The following is an 18933-nucleotide window of genomic DNA, read 5'->3' on the forward strand; positions in this document are numbered from 1 at the left end:
TATCGTTATTTCTAAATTCAGTTAAAACGGTTAAATAAGTTTAAACCATAAAATTTTTCTAACAGTTTTGCTTGTGTTTCTCTATGTTCTGGATGTGGTTCTATACATTCAATCGGGCAGACATCGACACAGGTCTGATGTTCGTAAAAACCAACGCATTCGGTACAACGTTCGACATCGATTTCATAGAATTTTTCACCTTCAAAAATCGCTTGGTTTGGACATTCAGGCACACACATATCACAGTTAATACATTGATCCGTAATCAGCAATGCCATAATACTCTCCTTGCTCAGACAGCTTGATAAGCCAATGATGATGCAGAAATATCTGTTGTTGAGTTGGGTAGATTGCGAATTAACAATGCAAAATTCATGTCAACATCGGCAGGAATTGGAATATCAACAATATGTCCTGAACCTTTGGCATCGTCGATGAGTATACCTTTGCGATCTTTCATTTCTGTTAAAATAAACGTGATATTTCCACTTGTTGTCATCAACTCCAATGAGTCACCGACAACAAAGCGGTTTTTCACTTCAATCTTGATATAGTCGCCATGTCGTTCTAAAACTTCACCAACAAACTGTTGATGGTCAAAGCGTGAAGAACCTGTTTCATAATTCTGATATTCAGAATGTACGTGGCGACGTAAAAAACCTTCGGTATAACCACGATTTGCCAGACCTTCAAGTTGTGTCATCAGTGCAGGATCAAAACCTTTGCCTGCAAGTGCATCATCAATGGCTTTACGATAAATTTGCGCTGTTCTGGCACAGTAGAAGTATGATTTGGTGCGTCCTTCAATTTTTAAAGAATGAATGCCCATTTGAGTCAAACGATCTACATGTTGTACAGCACGTAAGTCTTTTGAGTTCATGAAGTAAGTACCATGTTCATCTTCTTCAGCAGCAAACATGTCTTCTTCATTGCGTTGTAATAAAACCGGTTCGCCAAATTGGTGTTGTTTTTGGGCGTGTTGCTCGTCGGCATCTTTATTGTTGCAGCAGCCTGATGCTGTCTCCAGTTGTTGGACTGGAATGACATCCCCAGATGCATCTTCTGCTGCTTCGTGAACTTTATAATCCCAGCGACAAGCATTGGTGCAAGCGCCTTGATTGGCATCACGTTTATTCATATAGCCTGAAAGTAAGCAACGACCGGAATAAGCCATGCAAAGCGCGCCGTGTACGAAAACTTCAATTTCCATATCAGGCACATTTTGCTTAATTTCTTCGATCTCTTCGAGGGATAATTCACGTGATAAAATTACGCGAGTTAAACCCATATTTTTCCAAAACTTGACTGTTGCCCAGTTGACTGCATTGGCTTGAACAGACAGGTGGATCGACACTTCAGGGAAATGTTCACGCACCATCATGATCAGACCAGGATCAGACATAATCAAAGCATCGGGTTGCATCGCAACCACAGGTTCAAGATCTCGGATAAAGTTTTTAAGCTTGGAATTGTGCGGTTGAATATTCACCACTACATAAAACTTTTTGCCCAAAGCATGCGCTTCGGTAATACCAATTTTTAAATTGTCATGATCAAATGCATTGTTACGAACCCGCAAACTGTAACGTGGCTGACCTGCATAAACAGCATCCGCACCATAAGCAAATGCGTAGCGCATATTCTTCAGCGAACCAGCAGGAGAGAGAAGTTCAGTAACGTGGGAAATGGTCATGTCGTAAAAGGCATAAAAACTTTATGGGTATTATTCTAGTGATAAAAAAAATAGATTCAACCTAGTAAAAAGCTCGGAATTGAAAATGATTAGCCTCAAAATATTGTCAATCTACTCATTCTAAGCTTAATATATATGGAAATACATATATCCATATATTGATATGAATCAAGTTGATTTTTTTAAATGTCTCGCTGATCAAACACGGCTCGATATTTTACTGATGATTGTGAAACAGGGTGAACGCTGTGTCTGTGATTTGACTGAAAGTTTAGCGCTCAGTCAACCGAAAATTTCACGACATTTGGCGCTGTTGCGAACTTCACAGATTTTGCAAGATCGTCGCCAAGGGCAATGGGTTTATTATCAGTTACATGATGATTTAGCGCCATGGTGCAAAGAGATTTTAGTCAAACTCGCAGAGCAGGATCAGCGTTTTAATTTAGTTGAAAATGCTGGTGCTGAAAATTCCAAATGTTGTGAATAGAGGGTTGAATTAAAATGAAAATTTTATTTTTATGTACAGGTAATAGTTGTCGAAGTATCCTTTCGGAAGCTTTATTTAATGCGCAAGCACCTGTTGGTTTCGAGGCATGTAGCGCAGGCAGTCATCCCTCAGGACATGTGCATCCACTGACCTTGAAAACCTTGCAAAGTTTGAATATTCCGACTGAAAATTTATTCAGTAAAAACATGCAGGCATGTGAGGCGTTTGCACCTGAAATTGTGGTGACGGTATGTAGCGAAGCTGCCAATGAATCTTGCCCGCTTTATTTAGGAAATGCCTTAAAAGTTCATTGGGGTTTGGATGATCCATCACATTTGGATTTGCCAGAAGCAGAAAAATTACAGGCGTTTCATTCAACGGTGCAACATATTCAACGTCGTTTTGATGCATTTTTTGCACTGAATTTTGGACAATTGAATGCACAGGAATTAGCCAAAGCACTCGAAAAAATCGCTTTAATTGTGTGAATATTCAACTATGTCAGTTCAGAAACTCTCTTTTTTAGATCGGAATCTTACGCTTTGGATTTTTATCGCCATGGCTATTGGTATTGCGATCGGTTTATTTTTACCCGAAACAGCGAAAAGCCTAAATCAGATGAGCGTGGGAACGGTGAATTTACCGATTGCCATCGGTTTGATTTTGATGATGTATCCACCTTTAGCCAAAGTAGATTATAAAAATCTAAGCCAAGTTTTTCAGGATAAGCGAACCTTGGTTTTGTCTTTGCTGCAAAATTGGTTGATTGCACCGTGTTTGATGTTCGCACTTGCGATTCTGTTTTTGCAGAACTATCCAGAATATATGACAGGGCTGATTTTGATCGGCTTGGCACGTTGTATTGCAATGGTGTTGGTGTGGAATAATCTTGCCTGTGGTGATCATCAATATGTTGCTGCCTTGGTGGCATTTAACAGTATTTTCCAGATCCTGTTTTTCAGCAGTTATGCATGGTTATTTTTAACTTATTTACCGCCATTTTTTGGTGTTGAAGCTCAAGTGATTAATGTCAGTTTTTGGACGATCTCCCAAGCGGTGCTGATTTATCTGGGTATTCCATTCTTATTGGGCTTTTTAACCCGTTTGATTCTCGTCAAACAAAAGGGTTTGGATTGGTATCAAAATCGTTTTATTCCTAAAATCAGTCCGCTGAGTTTATTGGCATTGCTGTTTACCATTGTGGCGATGTTCAGCTTAAAAGGTGCGGATGTGGTGGCGTTGCCATTGGATGTATTGCGAATTGCTATTCCTCTGACGCTGTATTTTATCATGATGTTTTTCATTAGCTTTTTTATGAGCAAATGGATGGGCAATGATTATCCGAAAACTACAGCCATTTCATTTACCGCAGCAGGTAATAACTTTGAGTTGGCACTTGCTGTAGCAATCGCAACTTTTGGTTTGGCTTCGCCAGTAGCATTTACCACGGTGATTGGTCCTTTGGTTGAAGTACCTGTATTGATTGCTTTGGTGAGTGTATCGCTTTGGTTACGCAAAAAAGTATTTAATGAGGTGGTTAGTAAATGACAATGCCAGATATAGATTTAGCATTGTTCGAATAATGGAATGTTATTCTGAATGTAAGAAATGGGCAGATGATCTGTTGAAATGGGTGAATCTGAAGTCAATTTGATGACCATATTTCATGCCGAAAATAATCGGGATTCAAATATGGTTTAATAATAGACTTCTTGCGAAAGTTAGTTTCGGCAAGATTTGAATCAATATTGAAGGTTCCCTCTCCTTTCAGGATGAGAAACATCATTTCGCAAGAGGGAGAGGTTTTCCATTTAAAAGCCCTCATCCTCTTGCGGAGTTACCTCCTCATCCCTGAGCCATATATGGCGCAAGAGAAGGAACTTCCAACATTCTTTTGAATATGTTTTAAATCTAAAATTTGGACATTTTTTGACTTATGCAAGAGGTCTAATGTTGTAGCAAAACTTTGTTTAGCTCCCGATGTTTTTAGCACAGGGTATTCCAACGTTTATTCAATCGAAGCCTCTAACTTTTTAACAATCTGACAATGATCAATGGTGCTGTCTGAAGCACAGGACTGACGTAGGGCAACCAGTTGTGTTTTAAAACTCTGCAATTCCAGAATCCGTGTTTCCACATGTTGAATGTGTTCCTCAATTAACTGATCGACAATTTTACAGCCACGTTCAGGATGTTGCACCTGCTCCAGTAATGCCACAATTTCATGCAATGTCATATCAAGGGCACGACAGCGTTTGATAAAGATCAGGCGTTTCAGGCATTCATCATCATAATATTTGTAATTATTTTCAGCACGAAAGCTTGCTTGAATCAATTGTTTCTTTTCATAAAAGCGAATGGTATCAGTACTCAGTTGAGTTTTTTTAGCCAGATCACTGATGAGATATTGTTGCATGATGAATTTCTCCAAAAATACTCAAACAAGGCTTGACCTTGGAGTTAGTCCATAGTTTTAAATAGCATAATACAGATGAATAATTAATCAAGGGGATGTGAAATGGCGTGTACTTGTAGTCATGAACCTGCACCACAGAAACCAAACAGTAAGTTTAGAACAGCATTGTGGATTGCACTGATCATTAACCTTGCAATGTTCTTTGTCGAATTGATTGGTGGTGCTTATGCGCATTCATCGGCACTGTGGGCGGATTCATTAGACTTCTTCGGTGATGCTGTGAACTATGGTATTTCGCTTGCCGTGTTGGGTGCGAGTTTGTATTGGCGTGCGACAGTAGCATTGTTGAAAGGTTTGACCATGGCGTTGTTTGGTTTTGTGGTGATCGGTAAATCTGCCTATGCTTATATCCAAGGCATTCCGCCTGAAGCAATTACTATGGGGGCGATCGGTATTTTAGCATTGATTGCCAATGTGGTTGCTGCGGTGGTTCTGTACGCTTTCCATGATGGGGATTCCAATATGCAGTCGGTGTGGTTGTGTAGCCGTAATGATGCGATTGGTAATGTTGCGGTGATCTTGGCAGCGGTAGGGGTATTTGGTACAGGCAGTTTATTACCCGATATTATTGTTGCAGTGATTATGGCGACTTTAGGATTAACCGGCGGTTATCAGGTGATTAAGAAAGCGTTGCAGGAAAGAAAAGACAACAAGCCTGCGTTAACTACTTAAACTTTATAGATTTAATAGCCACCTTTGAGGTGGTTTTTTATCGTCTGTTTAAAAATAATACTTTACAGTTTTAAAATACGATATAGAATTACTCTAAATTAAAAATAAGTTGATAATTTTTATAAATTATTTAACTAAGTTTAAATAGGGGTTAAGGTGAGTTTTAAAAAGTATTTTATCGCAAGTCTTTTGGTGTTTCTGAATGGTTGTAGTGCCAAAGTCATTACTTATGATGCAGCAGGTAATGCGATTGGCTCATGTAAAGCGACCCAAGGTTTTATTATTGGGGCAAAAGCTGTTTGTTATGGTCATGGTAATAGCAAAGATATTGATTATCGCCAAGTAAATATCAAGACAGGGTTATTGCCAATGCCACCAGTCAATACACAAATTCAATTAAATTAGCAGGGGTTATTGACACTGAGTCAATACAAAAAGGAAAAATTATGAAAATTTCAGCATTAATCGCACTTTGTACAGCAGTTTTGATGACAGGATGTGCATCAACCGTAACTACTTATGATTCACGTGGTCAAGTGATTGGTTCTTGTAAAGCGGAACGAGGTTTTGTGATTGGTGGCGCTGCTGGATGTGTTGGTCACGCAAATCAAGAAGGTCGCAGTCAGTAAAATTTGCACTTATAGCAAAATAAATTGATTCGAATAGCTAAGGTGAATGCCTTGGCTATTTTTTATTGAAATTATATTTTTTAAATGACTGAAAATTCATAAAGATAAGATTGTTTGATTGTCAATAATTGCTGAGCTATAACAAAGAAATTTCATTGTATAAAAAGCTGAAATAGAGTGTTTAATTTTTAAAAATTCAGCTAAGATGTTTTTATTATACATTTTTAAAATTGATAACAAGGATAGAAAAGCATGAGAAGATTGCCCGTTTATTTATTACTCGATACATCAGGCTCAATGTTAGGAGAGCCCATTGAAGCAGTGAAAAATGGTGTAGAAATGCTTGTTTCATCATTAAGACAAGACCCTTATGCATTAGAAACCGCTTATCTTTCGATTATCAGTTTTGATACCACAGCTAAACAACTGATGCCTTTGACTGAATTGGCAATGTTTAATACCCCAAATTTGCAAGCAACAGGAACAACACAACTCGGTGAAGCGTTGTCATTATTGGCAGATAAAATTGAACAAGAAGTACAAAAAACCACACCTGATACACGTGGAGATTGGAAACCATTGGTCTTTATTATGACTGATGGCGCACCAACGGATGATTGGAAAAAAGGTTTTGAAAAGCTTAAAAAAGTAAAAACGGGCATGATCATCGCATGTGCTGCTGGACATAATGCTGAAACGGCGATTTTAAAACAAATTACAGAAGTGGTTGTAGAGCTTGCAACTGCAGATTCAAATACCATCAAAGCATTTTTTAAATGGGTGTCAGCAAGTATTTCTACAGGCAGTCAAAAAGTGGATGCAGGGCAAAAAGAAGTTACAGGTTTAAGTGATTTACCACCACCACCGCCTGAAGTGAATGTTGTTCTTTAATTTCACTTAAATTCTAAAAATAATTTTACAAAGCTCAAAGACATTAATCTAACAAGGGATGGTGAAAATTCAAATTTTCGCATCCTTAAAACTTTCAACTAAAAGAAAAAAGGAAAATAACATGGGTATTACATTAGCAAAAGGACAAGGTCTAACATTAGAGAAAGCTGAAAATAATCTTTCACTGGTGACTATTGGACTCGGTTGGGATATTGCTGAGCAGAAGAAAGGTTTTTTAGGGGGATTATTTGGTGGTCAAACTGCTGAATATGATTTGGATGTAATCGCTTTTTTGTGTGATGCCAATGGCAAAGTGCAAAATCTTGGACGAGATGCTTCAGGTCATCCAACTTTAAATAATAGTGATGTCATTTTCTTTAATAATCTCAAACATCCATCAGGTCATATTTGGTTAACTGGCGATAATCGTACAGGTGCAGGGGATGGTGATGATGAACAGATCATTGTCAAACTAAATTCATTATCATCTACTTATCATAAAATTGTATTTATTGTCCAGATTTATGAGGGTAATAAGAATAAGCAACATTTTGGACAAGTACAAAATGCCTTCATTCGTGCTGTTGATGCTTCAGGTAAAGAAATGGTACGTTTTAACTTGTCAGGTCAGGGGCAATACGAACAACAACGTTCCTTACTTTTTGCCGAGCTCGTGCGTGAAAATTCGGGTTGGAAATTTAATGCTATTGGTTCATCATCTGACTCAGATAACTTTGTAGAATGGTTAAAACAATACGTTTAATCACGTGAATAGTTCATTTTATTACTAAAAAATAGCTAGAGAAAAATATGCGTCGACTACCCGTTTATATTTTATTAGATACTTCAGGCTCTATGCGTGGAGAGCCGATTCATTCGGTGAATGTTGGCTTACAGTCGATGCTGAGTGCGCTTAGACAAGATCCTTATGCGTTGGAAAGTGTACATTTGAGTGTGATTACTTTTGATATGCAGGCAAAAATTTATTTGCCATTAACGCCTTTGGATCAAGTGCAATTGCCAGAAATTGAAGTACCGAGTGTAGGCGCAACATTTATGGGAGCTGCACTTGAGTTATTGGCAGAAGATGTGCAAAAAAATATCAAAAAAACCACAGAAGAGCAAAAAGGGGATTGGCGACCACTCTTGTTTTTAATGACCGATGGTTCACCTTCGGATGTCTATGCTTATCAGCAGATTATTCCAACTATTCAACAGCTTAATTTTGCAACGATTGTGGCATGTGCCGCAGGTCCAAAAGCCAAAACTGAAGCTTTGCAACAACTAACGTCTCAGGTTGTGGTGTTGGATTCGATGGATTCGAACTCATTTGCAAGTTTCTTTAAATGGGTATCTGCAAGTGTGGTCGCAGGAAGCAGCAGTGCTGGTTTGGTTGATGCAATTGAACTGCCACCGCCACCTTCTGAAATTCAATTGGTGCTATAAAATCATTGCAAAATGCTGAATGTATTTTCAATAAAAAATTTGAAATAACAATGAATAAGGTGAATTTATGCGTCGACTACCTGTATTTTTCGTGATTGATTGTTCAGAATCTATGGCGGGTCAGCCTTTGCTTGCTGTGCAAGAAGGCGTTGACTTTATTATGAGTAGTCTACGCACAGATCCTTATGCACTTGAGACGGTGTATGTTTCAGTGATTGCTTATGCGGGGATTGTACGTACTTTAGTACCACTGACCGAGTTATATGCTTATCAACGCTGTGAATTACCTTTGGGTGGTGGGACGCACTTAGGGAAAGCGCTTGAACATTTAGGCAAAGAAATCGACCGTTCTGTGATTAAAACTACCGCAGATGTTAAAGGTGATTGGAAGCCTGTGGTGTATTTATTCACTGATGGTCGCCCAACCGATGATTATCAAGATGCAATTCAACAATGGAAAACAAAATATAGCCATCGTGTGACATTGATTGTAATCGGGCTTGGGCAAGATGTTGATTTTTCTATTTTAAAAGAATTGACAGAGCATTGTATTTCAGTGGATCAAATCAACCAAGAATATGTCAAAGGTTTATGTAAATGGATCAGTGCATCTGTAGTGTCACAAAGTGTCAGTGTGGCAAATTTCCAAAACTCAGAAGAACTGATTCCACTTGATCAACGCTATATGAACTTAGCTAAATCAAAACTAACTTTCCGAAAAAGTCATGCTGATGATCGTGTAGTGACATTTATTGGGCGTTGTCAAAAGTTACAGCATCCTTATTTATTGAAATATAGTCGAAATTTACAATATGGTGGATTGTCTGACTTAAATATTAATCTATACAATTTTAAACTAGAAACCTGTGAAGCAATCAGTGAAGAATATTTTAGTTGGACAGATCATAATGCTGAAAAACCACAAATTAATACTTCAAAATTAGAAGGTTGGTCACAATGCCCACATTGTTATGCAGATACTGCATTTGCAATGTGTGGTTGTGGCAATTTGATGTGTTATGACGGCTATAGTGAATATGTTGTGTGTCCTTGGTGTCGCCGTCAAGTCAGTTTTAGTACGGAAGGTGGGGATTTTGACCTAACACGTGGACAGGGTTAAGTTATTGAAGAATAAAATGATTGATCATTGAAAGAGGGAAGTATGCAGGAATTAACATGTAAAATTAAGAAAATTTTAGCAGTCAATGAGCTGGGTTTAGATGATCAATTTATAAAATTTTTTGAAACAGAACAGCAGTTGCAACAATTGTCAAAATTGGTCTACGAATTGAAAAAGCAATCTGCAACACAGCCTCTGCTGACTGAGATTTTAGAACCTGAATGTATTGAGAATGAACAAAATAATTCGCATGAAAATGAATGTCAGCTTCAACAAGCTCAAACGCAATTAGATTTAGTTGAAAGTTCAGAATTAGATACTGATCATTCTAAATTGAATATTGAAAATACGACTGTTTTATCAACTTTAACGCAGTCTGAAGAACAAGATATTTCTGATCAAACTACAGATGTTTTAGAGAATAGCCTAGGTGATAATGCTAAAGAGATAGATGATAAATCAGAAAATAATATTTTAAATCAGTCTATTGCTGCTATTTCCAAAAATCAAAATGATGATCATCGTATAAATAATGCAGAAAATATAGAAATAGCATCTACGGAGTTTGCTAGCGTAAATGAGTCAACGATTGCATTAGATGAGATATTACTTGATGTTGACCAGCATACACTTGAACAAGAAAAACAGCAGCAACAAGCAAAAATTGATCAAAATAGAGCCGAGATTACAGACGTGTTTACACAACGTAGAATAAATGATTTGAAGTTTCAAGTTGATAATGCACGTGCAGGACAACATTACGATTCAAAAATTAAAATCATTTTCACGCAAAAAGTAGATGACATAGAATATATTGCTGATAGTTTTAAATTTCCAAATGATGACTTTTATTTTGATGAGGCAACACAAAGCATTCAAGGTGAGCCAAAACAGGCGGATGAGTTTGATTTTTCATTTCAATATCGTGTGAATTTTGAAGTATATACAGGGCAATGTCGCTTAAATATCATCCCTGATCCTCGTAGCTTATGGAAAGTGATCGAGCCTGAAGCAGGGCAAGCTTTTTTCAAAGCACATACAGACCAATTGTGTATAGATACACCACATTATCAGCTCATTGCAGCAAGCCGTCGAGGTCGTTCACATGAACATGCAGGTAGTTTCCGAGATGATGATTTTTCGTTGCTGCAAATTGCAAATAGTGATTGGTCGGTATTGGCTGTTGCAGATGGGGCTGGTAGTGCGGAATATTCTCGTGAAGGTTCAAGGATTGCAGTTGAGATTGTACAGAAAGAGTTTCAACGTTATTTGAATGAATATAACATTGATGCATTAAATGAAGATATTAAACAGTGGCAGCTAGATCAGCCTCAACATGCTGAAACGCAAAGAATTGCCAATAAATTAAATCAACAATTTTATAATGTTTATTATGAGATTTATCGTTCAATTTTAACTCAGTTAGATCAACTTGCTACTGAGCAGAATGTTGCAACAAAAGCATTTTCAACTACACTTTTGGTTGCAGTGGTTTATCAACATGCAGAGAAAAATTTGATCAGTACATTTTCTGTGGGCGATGGTGCAATCGCTGCATTTGGTCAAGACATGGTACGACTGATGAATGTTGCAGACGGTGGTGAATATGCAGGGCAAACCAAATTTTTAGACCGTAGCATTCATCAAGAGTTGGGAAGTCGGGTTAAAATAGGCTGTTTTAAAGACTTAAAAGCCGTTTTGCTTATGACAGATGGTATTTCAGATCCAGTTTTTGAAACTGATGCAGGACTTGCAAATCAGCAGAAATGGTTTGATTTGTATGCAGAGCTTGAACCTGTTTTACAGCAAGATCAACCAGAACAAGCACTTTTGGAGTGGATGCATTTCTTTAAAACAGGGCATCATGATGATCGAACTTTGGCAGCTTTATATAAGAAAAATCAAGTAAATTAAAGCATAAAAAGTGGGCATATTCATGTTGTTGAAAGACAGAAATTTGAAAAATTAGGTGTAAGCACATGTCGGCAAAAATCGTAAAATGTACTACAGTAGATGGACGTCCAATCGAGTTTGTGGACGAAGTGATTGGATCAGGGGCAATGAAAGATGTGTATTTTTCACCTGATCGTAGTTATGTGGTATGTTTTTTTAGCAAAGAAAAAAATAAATTTTATCAATCTAAAGCAGCACTTGAACAGCAAAAAGACCGTTTAAAAGAAATCGTGGGTAATAAATGGCAAGGTATTTTTAATGGTGTTGGTGGTGATTATTGGAAGAATATTTTTTGTTGGCCAGATGGTTTAGTTGAATACAATGATTTATTGGGCATTACCGCACCTACCTATAAAAAGCAATTTTTCTTTGATTATGGCTCAAAAAATAATGATTTTTTAAATATTAAAGGCAAAGAAAAAGAGGGGAAATGGTTTGCCAGTGCCAATAATCAGAATCGTTTTTTAGATGATCGGGAAAAAGGAACTTGGCTGAATTATTTAAAAATCAGTATTTTAATTTCACGTGCGGTGCGCCGTATGCATGCAGCAGGTTTGGCACATTCAGATTTATCCTATAAAAATGTGTTGATCGATCCTGTGACGGGCGGTGCATGTGTGATTGATGTCGATGGTTTGGTTGTTCCTGGAAAATATCCACCTGATGTAGTCGGAACGCCTGACTTTATTGCGCCTGAAGTGGTCATGACCAGCCATTTAAATAAAGATGATCCAAAACGAATTTTACCGAGTATTACCACAGATCGACATGCACTCGCAGTATTGATTTATATGTATTTATTGTACCGCCATCCATTGCGTGGCGGTAAAATTCATGACATGGATGATCCACAGAAAGATGAAAATCTTGGTATGGGTGAACGTGCTTTATTTGTAGAGCATCCAACTGACCAAAGTAATCGAGTGAAAGCCAATCAGCTCAAACCTTCGCAACTGCCTTGGGCTGATCCTGCGCAAATTCCCTATACTGTGACAGGTCCTTATTTGACTGAATTATTTAATAAAAGTTTTATTGATGGTTTACATGAACCGAGCAAACGTCCATCGGCAAATGATTGGGAAGTTGCCTTAGTGAAAACGGTAGATTTGGTACAACCCTGTGCAAATCCATCGTGTAGTCATAAGTGGTATGTGTTTGATAATACAACGCAGCCAAGTTGTCCATTTTGTAAAACGGCATTTAAAGGAAAACTGCCGATTTTAAATCTATATTCGGCACGTCAAGGGGCAAGTTATCGCCCTGATAATCATCGTTTAATGGTGTGGACAGGGCAGTCTTTATTTGCATGGCATGCCAATAGTATGGTTGCACCCAATGAGCGTTTAACGCCTGAGCAAGCGAAGCGCAAAGGTTATTTTGTGTTGCATCAAGATCGTTGGTGGTTGGTGAATGAAGATTTGCCTGATTTAACTGATGTGACCACAAAGACTCCGATTCCAATTGGTGGAAAAGTAGAGTTAAAAGAAGGCGCACAAATTTTATTGTCTAAACAAGATGGTGGGCGTTTGGTGGTGGTTCAAATGGTTGAAGCTTAGATCTTAAATTTATTTGCAATAAAATGGCGAATTGATCGCCATTTTATTGCATTGTTTCTAATTGCTTTTTAATCTAAGCATTTAATTTAAAAACATCACTTTGATGGTTTAAATTTGACTTATTTAAGCCAAATGTTTTATAGCGTAATAATACCATTTCAGCCCAATTGCGATGTGTTGCAGGTTCTAACATTGAACCTTGGCTTTTAAATACACTTTTGGCATCAATGGCTAAGACTTGTTGCGCTTCTTGAAACTCTTCAGTTGACACTTGAAAAGCCTGATGAATAAAATCAATTTGTGTCGGATGAATGGCAGTTTTGGTATAAATGCCATTGTTCATGTCTTGTTCCAGTTCGCTCAATAAAATCTGTGAATTTTCAATATGTTCACAGACAGGGGAACTGAGTTGGAAACCTGCGGGAATATATAGACCTGCAAGTTGTGAAATGAGCATCCCGACTGGTGTCTGATAAATCGTGGTGTTTTTCGGGCGGCGTAAGTGTAAACATGATAACAAATCATTGCCACCGATTCTTAAACACAATGTTTTATGAAAGTCATATTTCAAAGCTTGTTGCAATTCAACATTATGCCCCATATCAAAAATTTCTTTGGTTTCAAAGGTTGGCATCAAGTTGATATGAGAAGGTAAAACCTCCATCCATTGCTTTAAATTATGCAAGGTGAATTTTGGTAAAATCATACCACTGATCGTATGGTGTAGATCCCAATCGACAATGTATTTCGCCATTTCAATATGGCGTGGGCGGATGAAGAGCGCAGGGGCTTTTAGATTTGGACTTTCTGCACGGCGTTGTAATAATGCTTTTAAATTCACCATTGCAGTTTGTACGTCTTTTTTCCAAAACGGCATCTTCTAAACAGACTGCTATTGATTTTAAGTTGGTAAATTTACTGCCTTCTGTCACGTCCCATAAATTTTCATGGGTGGCAGGAATATACATGGTCGCACCAAGTTCAATGGCGTGTTGTAATTGTTTCATTCTATTATTTTCCAACGTTTTTAATTAAGGTCACAGCATGGTACGGACCTAATTTCGAACCTAAAATATCAACAGGAATCTGCTGTTGTTGTGCAAAATGTAATAAGAGTTGAACATGAGGGTTGTGTTCATCACGGATTAAAATGCGTTCGGGTACACGTCTCAGTACAGCACGGGTGGCTTCAGCAATACTTGGTTTTATATGGTTAATGTTGTGGATTTGATATTGCTCGGCGATCCAAGCGACAGTGTCCAAGCATAATTTTTGCTGTGCTAAGCGGATGTTATTGTCCCATTTAATATCTTGTTGAATCGGATGTTGTTCAATGATATTTAAAATATCTTGAATGAATTGTACAGATAAATCATGTGCTTCAAGATGTGTGTAAATGACACAATTATGCCATTTTTCAGGATTTAGACAATCCAATTCAGCTTCAGTTTGTGAAAGCTCTGCACGTAAAATACTACGAGAAGTTAAACCTGAAATCACTGAACCGAGTAGACCAAAAGGAATAAGCCAATCGTCACAACTCGCACTGAGCCAAGAATAGCCACCAAGATCAGACAAGGTGACAAGACGAGGAACGTCCCAACCTACATCAAATAGTTCAGGATAATGTTGTAGATTTTTGGTCAGTTCACGGCAAATAGCACCTTTACCAGTCCAACCATCGACAAAGACAATATTTTCAGCGCCATGTTGCTGAATAATGGCATTGAGTGCGGCAAAATCAACGCCACGATCTCGAATGATACTGATACCATAATGAAAACACGGCTGCGTTGGGCTGATACAATGTTTGAGCAAAATACCTAAAGGCACACCAGCACGTACCAAACTCACCAAGACAATCGGTTGCTGTGAAAAACGAGCCATTAAGGCTTGACTCAGTTGTTGAACCTCTTGCGCTAAGCGTTTTGCACCATGGGTAAAAGCATGTTGAAAATGTTTTAAATGTTCAGATGAGGGCGCTTTTTCTTCACTGATCATTTCTGAATAATGCTTTTTGCCTGATTGAATCAGCCGTTCTTTTTCTGCGACAGGCGTAGGCTGAAGTTCGGTGACATTCAACAAAAATGTAATGTCTTGAGGACGATACGAACCATGAAAACCAAGATTTGCCAATGTTTGATTAATATCACTTAAATTAGACATGCCCCAAGAATCCTTTTTGTTGATAATCTTGACTTAGATTGTCTGTGAGGAATTGGTCAAGTTGGCTATTTTTCGGCATACCAAACCAGTCGCAACAGCCTAAGAAACCTGCATCAGAAAGACTATCGCCCCAACCTAAAATGGTACGTTCACCTTGTGGGTCATATTTTTCGATAAAAAATTCAACGGCTTTTTGTTTAGATATCGCGTTTGGAATGACGGCTAAATTATTACCATTGATATGCACATAACAATGTTCTAAAACTTCTTTGGGTAAATGCTGTACCAATTGATCTAAAAAAAGTCCATTTTCAGGTTGCTTTTGTTTAGCAACACTATAAATTTTTAACCCATTTTCCTCAAGCATCCATGTACGGACAGCACCTAAATCTTTGGCTATTGTCTGTAAAATATTGGGTAATTCACTGAATAAATCAGTTAAATTTGTTGCTGCTTGTTTTTGAATATTCCACCAAGCCATATCAATATTTTGTTGTGCATCAATAATTGTGCCACCGTGTGAACATACCGCACCAGATTGAAAAGGCAGTTGTACACGCTGTAAGCCTTCGACTGAACGTGCAGTCACAGGAATCACTTCAGTTGATTCAAATAGCCAATTTACAAATACTTGCTGTTTGGGCTTCATATAAGACAAAGGTTGCCCAGACTTATCTGTCGTGGCGATTTTATGTAAATCAGTGGGTGCAGACTTACGATTGGTCTGAAACAAAGTATCATCTAAATCGACAAAAACCAAAGGCTTATGGTTCATAATGAATCACTTCCAAGTTTTCAATTTGTTCAAAAAGCGTAGGGTCTACACTGTGTTTTTCTGTTTCAATCACCAATAAAACACGGTCAAATTGTTGATGTCTCACGTTATAGGCATAGTTGTTGATGTTTAGCCCGTAATTGTCTGTAAATGCACAAATACTTTGGATGGCGTGACCTTGCATAATTGGTGAGCGAGTGGTGGAACTGTAATAAACTTCAGCGCCTTGTTGCTCTAATTTTTCAGCGATGAGAAAAGGAATCCAACTGAACTCACCTGAGCCCAAGACTAAAATTTTTTCATTTGGCTTGTTTACGTGTACATCTGCCCAAGTACGACAGTCTAAATAACTTGGCTCACGTCCCCAATCACAGGGCGCAATAATACGTTGTGCTTCTTGGTTGGTTTTATTGACATCAGGCATATTGATGTCAACTTGCTTTTGATTGGCTTGCCAATGCCATGAACCATGCAGCAGTGAAACCACTTCAATGGGAATGCCGACATCGAGGTCATTTAAATGTTCTTCTGCCCAATTGACCAAAGTTACTAAAATAATGCGTTCAACTTGTTCAAGTCCCGAATTTTTCAGACTCGTGATGAGATTTTTAAAAGTTTTACCTGTAGAAATTTCATCATCTACCAAAATTAAAGTTTTGGATTGGATTAAATGTTGATGCTTTTGGGGATCATGGCTACTTAAAATGAATTGATCTTGAGCATGACTATGTTCTTCTAAAAATAAGCCCAATGTCGGCAAAGCATCAACAGGATGACGTGTTGTGGTCACAAAGATTGCATTTTCAGCAAAATCTTTTTTTAACTCACGGTATACACCTGCACCTAAACCCACAGCGGTTTCAGCCATTCCGATCACGGCAATGGGATAGGGTAAGTCTTTGGGAATTAAGGCACACAAATCCACATAGCTGCGTTGCATGGTTGAAGGTGCAACAGGAATATGTTTACCTAAGACTTTAGAAACAAACAAAAAAGCACGTTTGGGATTAATTCTTTCTGCAAAACCTAATAATTGATCTAAATCCCATTGTGGGTGATGTTGACGAACCGAAACACGAAGATAACCACGACTTAATTCAATTTCTTTCATTAATTAATCTTAATCCATTTTAAAACTTTGTACTAAAGGCAATACTTTGACAGGTGAAATGGTCGTTTCACGCTGTAAATTGAGATTTAATTTTGCGCAAAAGCTCTGCGACTAAGTTCACCCCAGTATGTAAGGTATAGGCAAATCCACCTGCGGGACGTGCATTAATTTCTAAAATATGCCATTGCTGCTGTTGGTCTTTTTTAAATTGGATATTAATCAAACCGTCACAATTGAAATGTTGAACCAATTGTGTGCAAATTTCATGACAAGGATGCTGTAAAAAGCATTCTTGGTGAAATTGATATTTAATTCGAGTGACTTGTGCCAAAATTTTGCCTTGATCACAGGCAATATCAACAGAACATTCTTCACCATTTAAATAAGGCATGATCAAATATGCAGTGGGTTGATCCAATTGTGCATAAGCTTCAATAAACTGTTGTGTATTGGCTAAGAAAGGTGCTTTAAAATGTTGAAAATAATCAATATCATCTTTTAAACGCACAAAACCTGCACCATAAACACCATGCACAGGTTTGGCACAAATCTCACCAAATTGTTGTTTGGCTTGAGCAATAGCACTTTTTAATGTATCGATCGAATCGGCTTTGATGGCGTCAATATACGGTAAACCCAGTTTTTTACACTTTTCAGTAAAGACAAATTTATCATCAATGCTGTCTAGTTCATTGAGGGACATTGCACCTGTGATCAGTTGAATATTGTGTTGTTCAAATTGTTCACGATAAGGTTCAATATATTGCGCTCTTTTTCCACAAAATAGCAGATCAACTTTGTGTTGAATACATTGTTCTAATAGCCAATCCGCAGCTTCTTCAATTCGTGGTTGATGAACAAACAAATCAGCAATATGTTGTAATTCTGGTCGCAATAAATTATGTGAACAGATGATATGCAAGTGTGATGCAAGTGAGGAATTTTTTAAGGCGAGAATAATATCTTTTTGACAGGAGAAACTTTCAGCAACCCAAACAGTATAATGATCTTTCACAGTAAACTTTATTCTCAATAGGTTAGTTTTAAAAAACCAAATAATAAAATAGCTTGATAATCTTTGGTTATTTCTCAAAATGAGAGAAAATAAACAATTCACATGCTGTGTAGACGTGACATTTTAATTAAATGTTTAAAATCAAGCGAAATATATAATTAAATTAGAATAACTTGCAATCTTTTTTTACGGCTTCTTTGTTTGTATTTTTGTTAAAAAAAAGATTTTTATACTATGGTCTGTCATATTTTTATGGTAAAACTAAGTGATTCAAATATATTAAACCTACTTAGTTTAAATTTTGATTTCATTCAGAAATTCATTTTTTATAGATTTATAACAAAGTTTTTGAGGATAATATGCAATTGATTGCAGGTGGTAATACAGGCTTAACGCAACAAAATGTTGAAATTTTAATAAAAACAAATGTTCCTGCGCATATCGATTTAGACATTACAGCCTATCAGTTGGCGCAAACAACGCAAAAAGTTCGTGGTGATCAAGACATGATCTTTTATGGACAATTGCATACTGCAAATCGTAGCGTGGCATTAACTGAGTCATCAAGTAAAGCGCCTTATGTGGCGAAATTGAGCTTAAATACGGCAATGATTGATTCACAAATCAACAAAATTGCGATTTGTGCAACATTAAGTGAACCACATGCAGTGAATGCCCTAGCACCAATCCAATTGGAAGTGCTGGAAAATGGTCAAATTGTGGCAACTGCAACAGTTGAAACGCAACAAAAAACTGAAAAAGCGTTGATTTTGGCAGAAGTGTATAAGCACAATGAAAAATGGAAATTCCGTTTTGTAAATCAAGGTTTTAATGGTGGTTTAAAACCATTAGCAGAAAATTTTGGTGTTGAAATTTCCGCAGATACGACACAAGCTGCGCCAACGCCAACGCCAACGCCAACGCCAACGCCAACGCCAACGCC

General features: G+C 37.6%; 20 protein-coding genes and 1 pseudogene. 13 read left to right on the top strand and 8 right to left on the bottom strand.

Translation table 11 applies throughout. The features are described 5' to 3' along the window. Positions 1–17: 17 nt before the first annotated feature. Both AVJ19_RS11270 and yegQ read right to left on the bottom strand, forming a co-directional pair. The gene (locus AVJ19_RS11270; protein ID WP_111859797.1) at positions 18–278 is read right to left on the bottom strand and encodes a YfhL family 4Fe-4S dicluster ferredoxin; all 261 of its coding nucleotides are present in this window, start codon (positions 276–278) and stop codon (positions 18–20) included. A gap of 14 nt (positions 279–292) precedes the next feature. Continuing rightward, complete coding sequence (yegQ, locus tag AVJ19_RS11275; protein ID WP_111859798.1) at positions 293–1693, bottom strand: tRNA 5-hydroxyuridine modification protein YegQ; 1401 nt, start codon at positions 1691–1693, stop codon at positions 293–295. Positions 1694–1856: 163 nt separating this feature from the next. Here yegQ and AVJ19_RS11280 point away from each other — a divergent pair, with 163 nt between their 5' ends. The 3 genes from AVJ19_RS11280 to arsB are packed head-to-tail and all read left to right on the top strand — an operon-like array spanning position 1857 to position 3728. Then, on the top strand, positions 1857–2180 hold the full coding sequence (locus AVJ19_RS11280; protein ID WP_111859799.1) for an ArsR/SmtB family transcription factor: 324 nt from the start codon (positions 1857–1859) through the stop codon (positions 2178–2180). A 14-nt stretch (positions 2181–2194) separates the two neighbouring features. Beyond that, entirely contained in the window at positions 2195–2668 is a 474-nt protein-coding gene (locus AVJ19_RS11285; RefSeq protein WP_111859800.1) for an arsenate reductase ArsC, read from the top strand. Between the two features lie 10 nt (positions 2669–2678). Further along, positions 2679–3728: an ACR3 family arsenite efflux transporter gene (gene arsB / locus AVJ19_RS11290; protein WP_111859801.1), complete on the top strand. Its 1050-nt coding sequence runs from the start codon at positions 2679–2681 to the stop codon at positions 3726–3728. Positions 3729–4188: 460 nt separating this feature from the next. On the opposite strand, the gene AVJ19_RS11300 is transcribed toward arsB, so the two are convergent. Then, positions 4189–4596: a Cd(II)/Pb(II)-responsive transcriptional regulator gene (locus AVJ19_RS11300; RefSeq protein ID WP_111859803.1), complete on the bottom strand. Its 408-nt coding sequence runs from the start codon at positions 4594–4596 to the stop codon at positions 4189–4191. A 102-nt stretch (positions 4597–4698) separates the two neighbouring features. On the opposite strand from AVJ19_RS11300, the gene AVJ19_RS11305 reads away from it, so the two are divergent. The 9 genes from AVJ19_RS11305 to AVJ19_RS11345 all read left to right on the top strand — a co-directional run bounded on the left by AVJ19_RS11305 (position 4699) and on the right by AVJ19_RS11345 (position 12923). Beyond that, entirely contained in the window at positions 4699–5328 is a 630-nt protein-coding gene (locus AVJ19_RS11305; RefSeq protein ID WP_111859804.1) for a cation transporter, read from the top strand. 156 nt (positions 5329–5484) lie between these two features. Next, a complete protein-coding gene (locus AVJ19_RS11310) occupies positions 5485–5733 on the top strand; it encodes a hypothetical protein (protein WP_111859805.1) in 249 nt (82 codons plus the stop codon). Positions 5734–5774: 41 nt separating this feature from the next. Beyond that, positions 5775–5957: a hypothetical protein gene (locus AVJ19_RS11315; RefSeq protein ID WP_111859806.1), complete on the top strand. Its 183-nt coding sequence runs from the start codon at positions 5775–5777 to the stop codon at positions 5955–5957. A 252-nt stretch (positions 5958–6209) separates the two neighbouring features. Beyond that, positions 6210–6848 (top strand): vWA domain-containing protein, encoded by a 639-nt coding sequence (locus AVJ19_RS11320; protein WP_111859807.1) that lies wholly within the window; start codon positions 6210–6212, stop codon positions 6846–6848. Positions 6849–6969: 121 nt separating this feature from the next. Further along, positions 6970–7611 carry a TerD family protein gene (locus AVJ19_RS11325; RefSeq protein WP_111859808.1) on the top strand — a complete coding sequence of 214 codons (642 nt, stop codon included), beginning with the start codon at positions 6970–6972 and terminating at the stop codon, positions 7609–7611. Between the two features lie 47 nt (positions 7612–7658). Next, positions 7659–8294 (top strand): vWA domain-containing protein, encoded by a 636-nt coding sequence (locus AVJ19_RS11330; RefSeq protein ID WP_111859809.1) that lies wholly within the window; start codon positions 7659–7661, stop codon positions 8292–8294. A gap of 67 nt (positions 8295–8361) precedes the next feature. After that, positions 8362–9414: a TerY-C metal binding domain-containing protein gene (locus tag AVJ19_RS11335; protein WP_111859810.1), complete on the top strand. Its 1053-nt coding sequence runs from the start codon at positions 8362–8364 to the stop codon at positions 9412–9414. Between the two features lie 42 nt (positions 9415–9456). Then, positions 9457–11328, top strand: a complete 1872-nt coding sequence (locus AVJ19_RS11340; protein WP_111859811.1) for a PP2C family serine/threonine-protein phosphatase — start codon at positions 9457–9459, stop codon at positions 11326–11328. A gap of 65 nt (positions 11329–11393) precedes the next feature. Next, entirely contained in the window at positions 11394–12923 is a 1530-nt protein-coding gene (locus tag AVJ19_RS11345) for a helix-hairpin-helix domain-containing protein (RefSeq protein WP_111859812.1), read from the top strand. Between the two features lie 73 nt (positions 12924–12996). Here the strand turns inward: AVJ19_RS11345 and AVJ19_RS11350 are convergent. The 5 genes and pseudogenes from AVJ19_RS11350 to AVJ19_RS11370 all read right to left on the bottom strand — a co-directional run bounded on the left by AVJ19_RS11350 (position 12997) and on the right by AVJ19_RS11370 (position 17990). Then, positions 12997–13930, bottom strand: a pseudogene (locus AVJ19_RS11350) (HpcH/HpaI aldolase/citrate lyase family protein). A gap of 4 nt (positions 13931–13934) precedes the next feature. Beyond that, complete coding sequence (locus tag AVJ19_RS11355) at positions 13935–15089, bottom strand: cysteine protease StiP domain-containing protein (protein ID WP_111859813.1); 1155 nt, start codon at positions 15087–15089, stop codon at positions 13935–13937. Next, positions 15082–15864 (bottom strand): HAD family hydrolase, encoded by a 783-nt coding sequence (locus tag AVJ19_RS11360; RefSeq protein WP_111859814.1) that lies wholly within the window; start codon positions 15862–15864, stop codon positions 15082–15084. Before AVJ19_RS11360 ends, AVJ19_RS11355 begins: the two co-directional genes overlap by 8 nt. Further along, complete coding sequence (locus AVJ19_RS11365; RefSeq protein ID WP_111859815.1) at positions 15854–16975, bottom strand: phosphoribosyltransferase domain-containing protein; 1122 nt, start codon at positions 16973–16975, stop codon at positions 15854–15856. The genes AVJ19_RS11360 and AVJ19_RS11365 overlap by 11 nt, the downstream gene beginning before the upstream one ends. Positions 16976–17042: 67 nt before the next feature. After that, positions 17043–17990 carry an ATP-grasp domain-containing protein gene (locus AVJ19_RS11370; RefSeq protein ID WP_228203353.1) on the bottom strand — a complete coding sequence of 316 codons (948 nt, stop codon included), beginning with the start codon at positions 17988–17990 and terminating at the stop codon, positions 17043–17045. A 359-nt stretch (positions 17991–18349) separates the two neighbouring features. Here AVJ19_RS11370 and AVJ19_RS11375 point away from each other — a divergent pair. Beyond that, on the top strand, positions 18350–18933 hold a 584-nt coding region (locus AVJ19_RS11375), incomplete at its 3' end, for a TerD family protein (RefSeq protein WP_162626591.1).

Origin of the sequence: Acinetobacter sp. CFCC 10889 (assembly GCF_003268395.1) — a bacterium.
Classification (GTDB): domain Bacteria; phylum Pseudomonadota; class Gammaproteobacteria; order Pseudomonadales; family Moraxellaceae; genus Acinetobacter.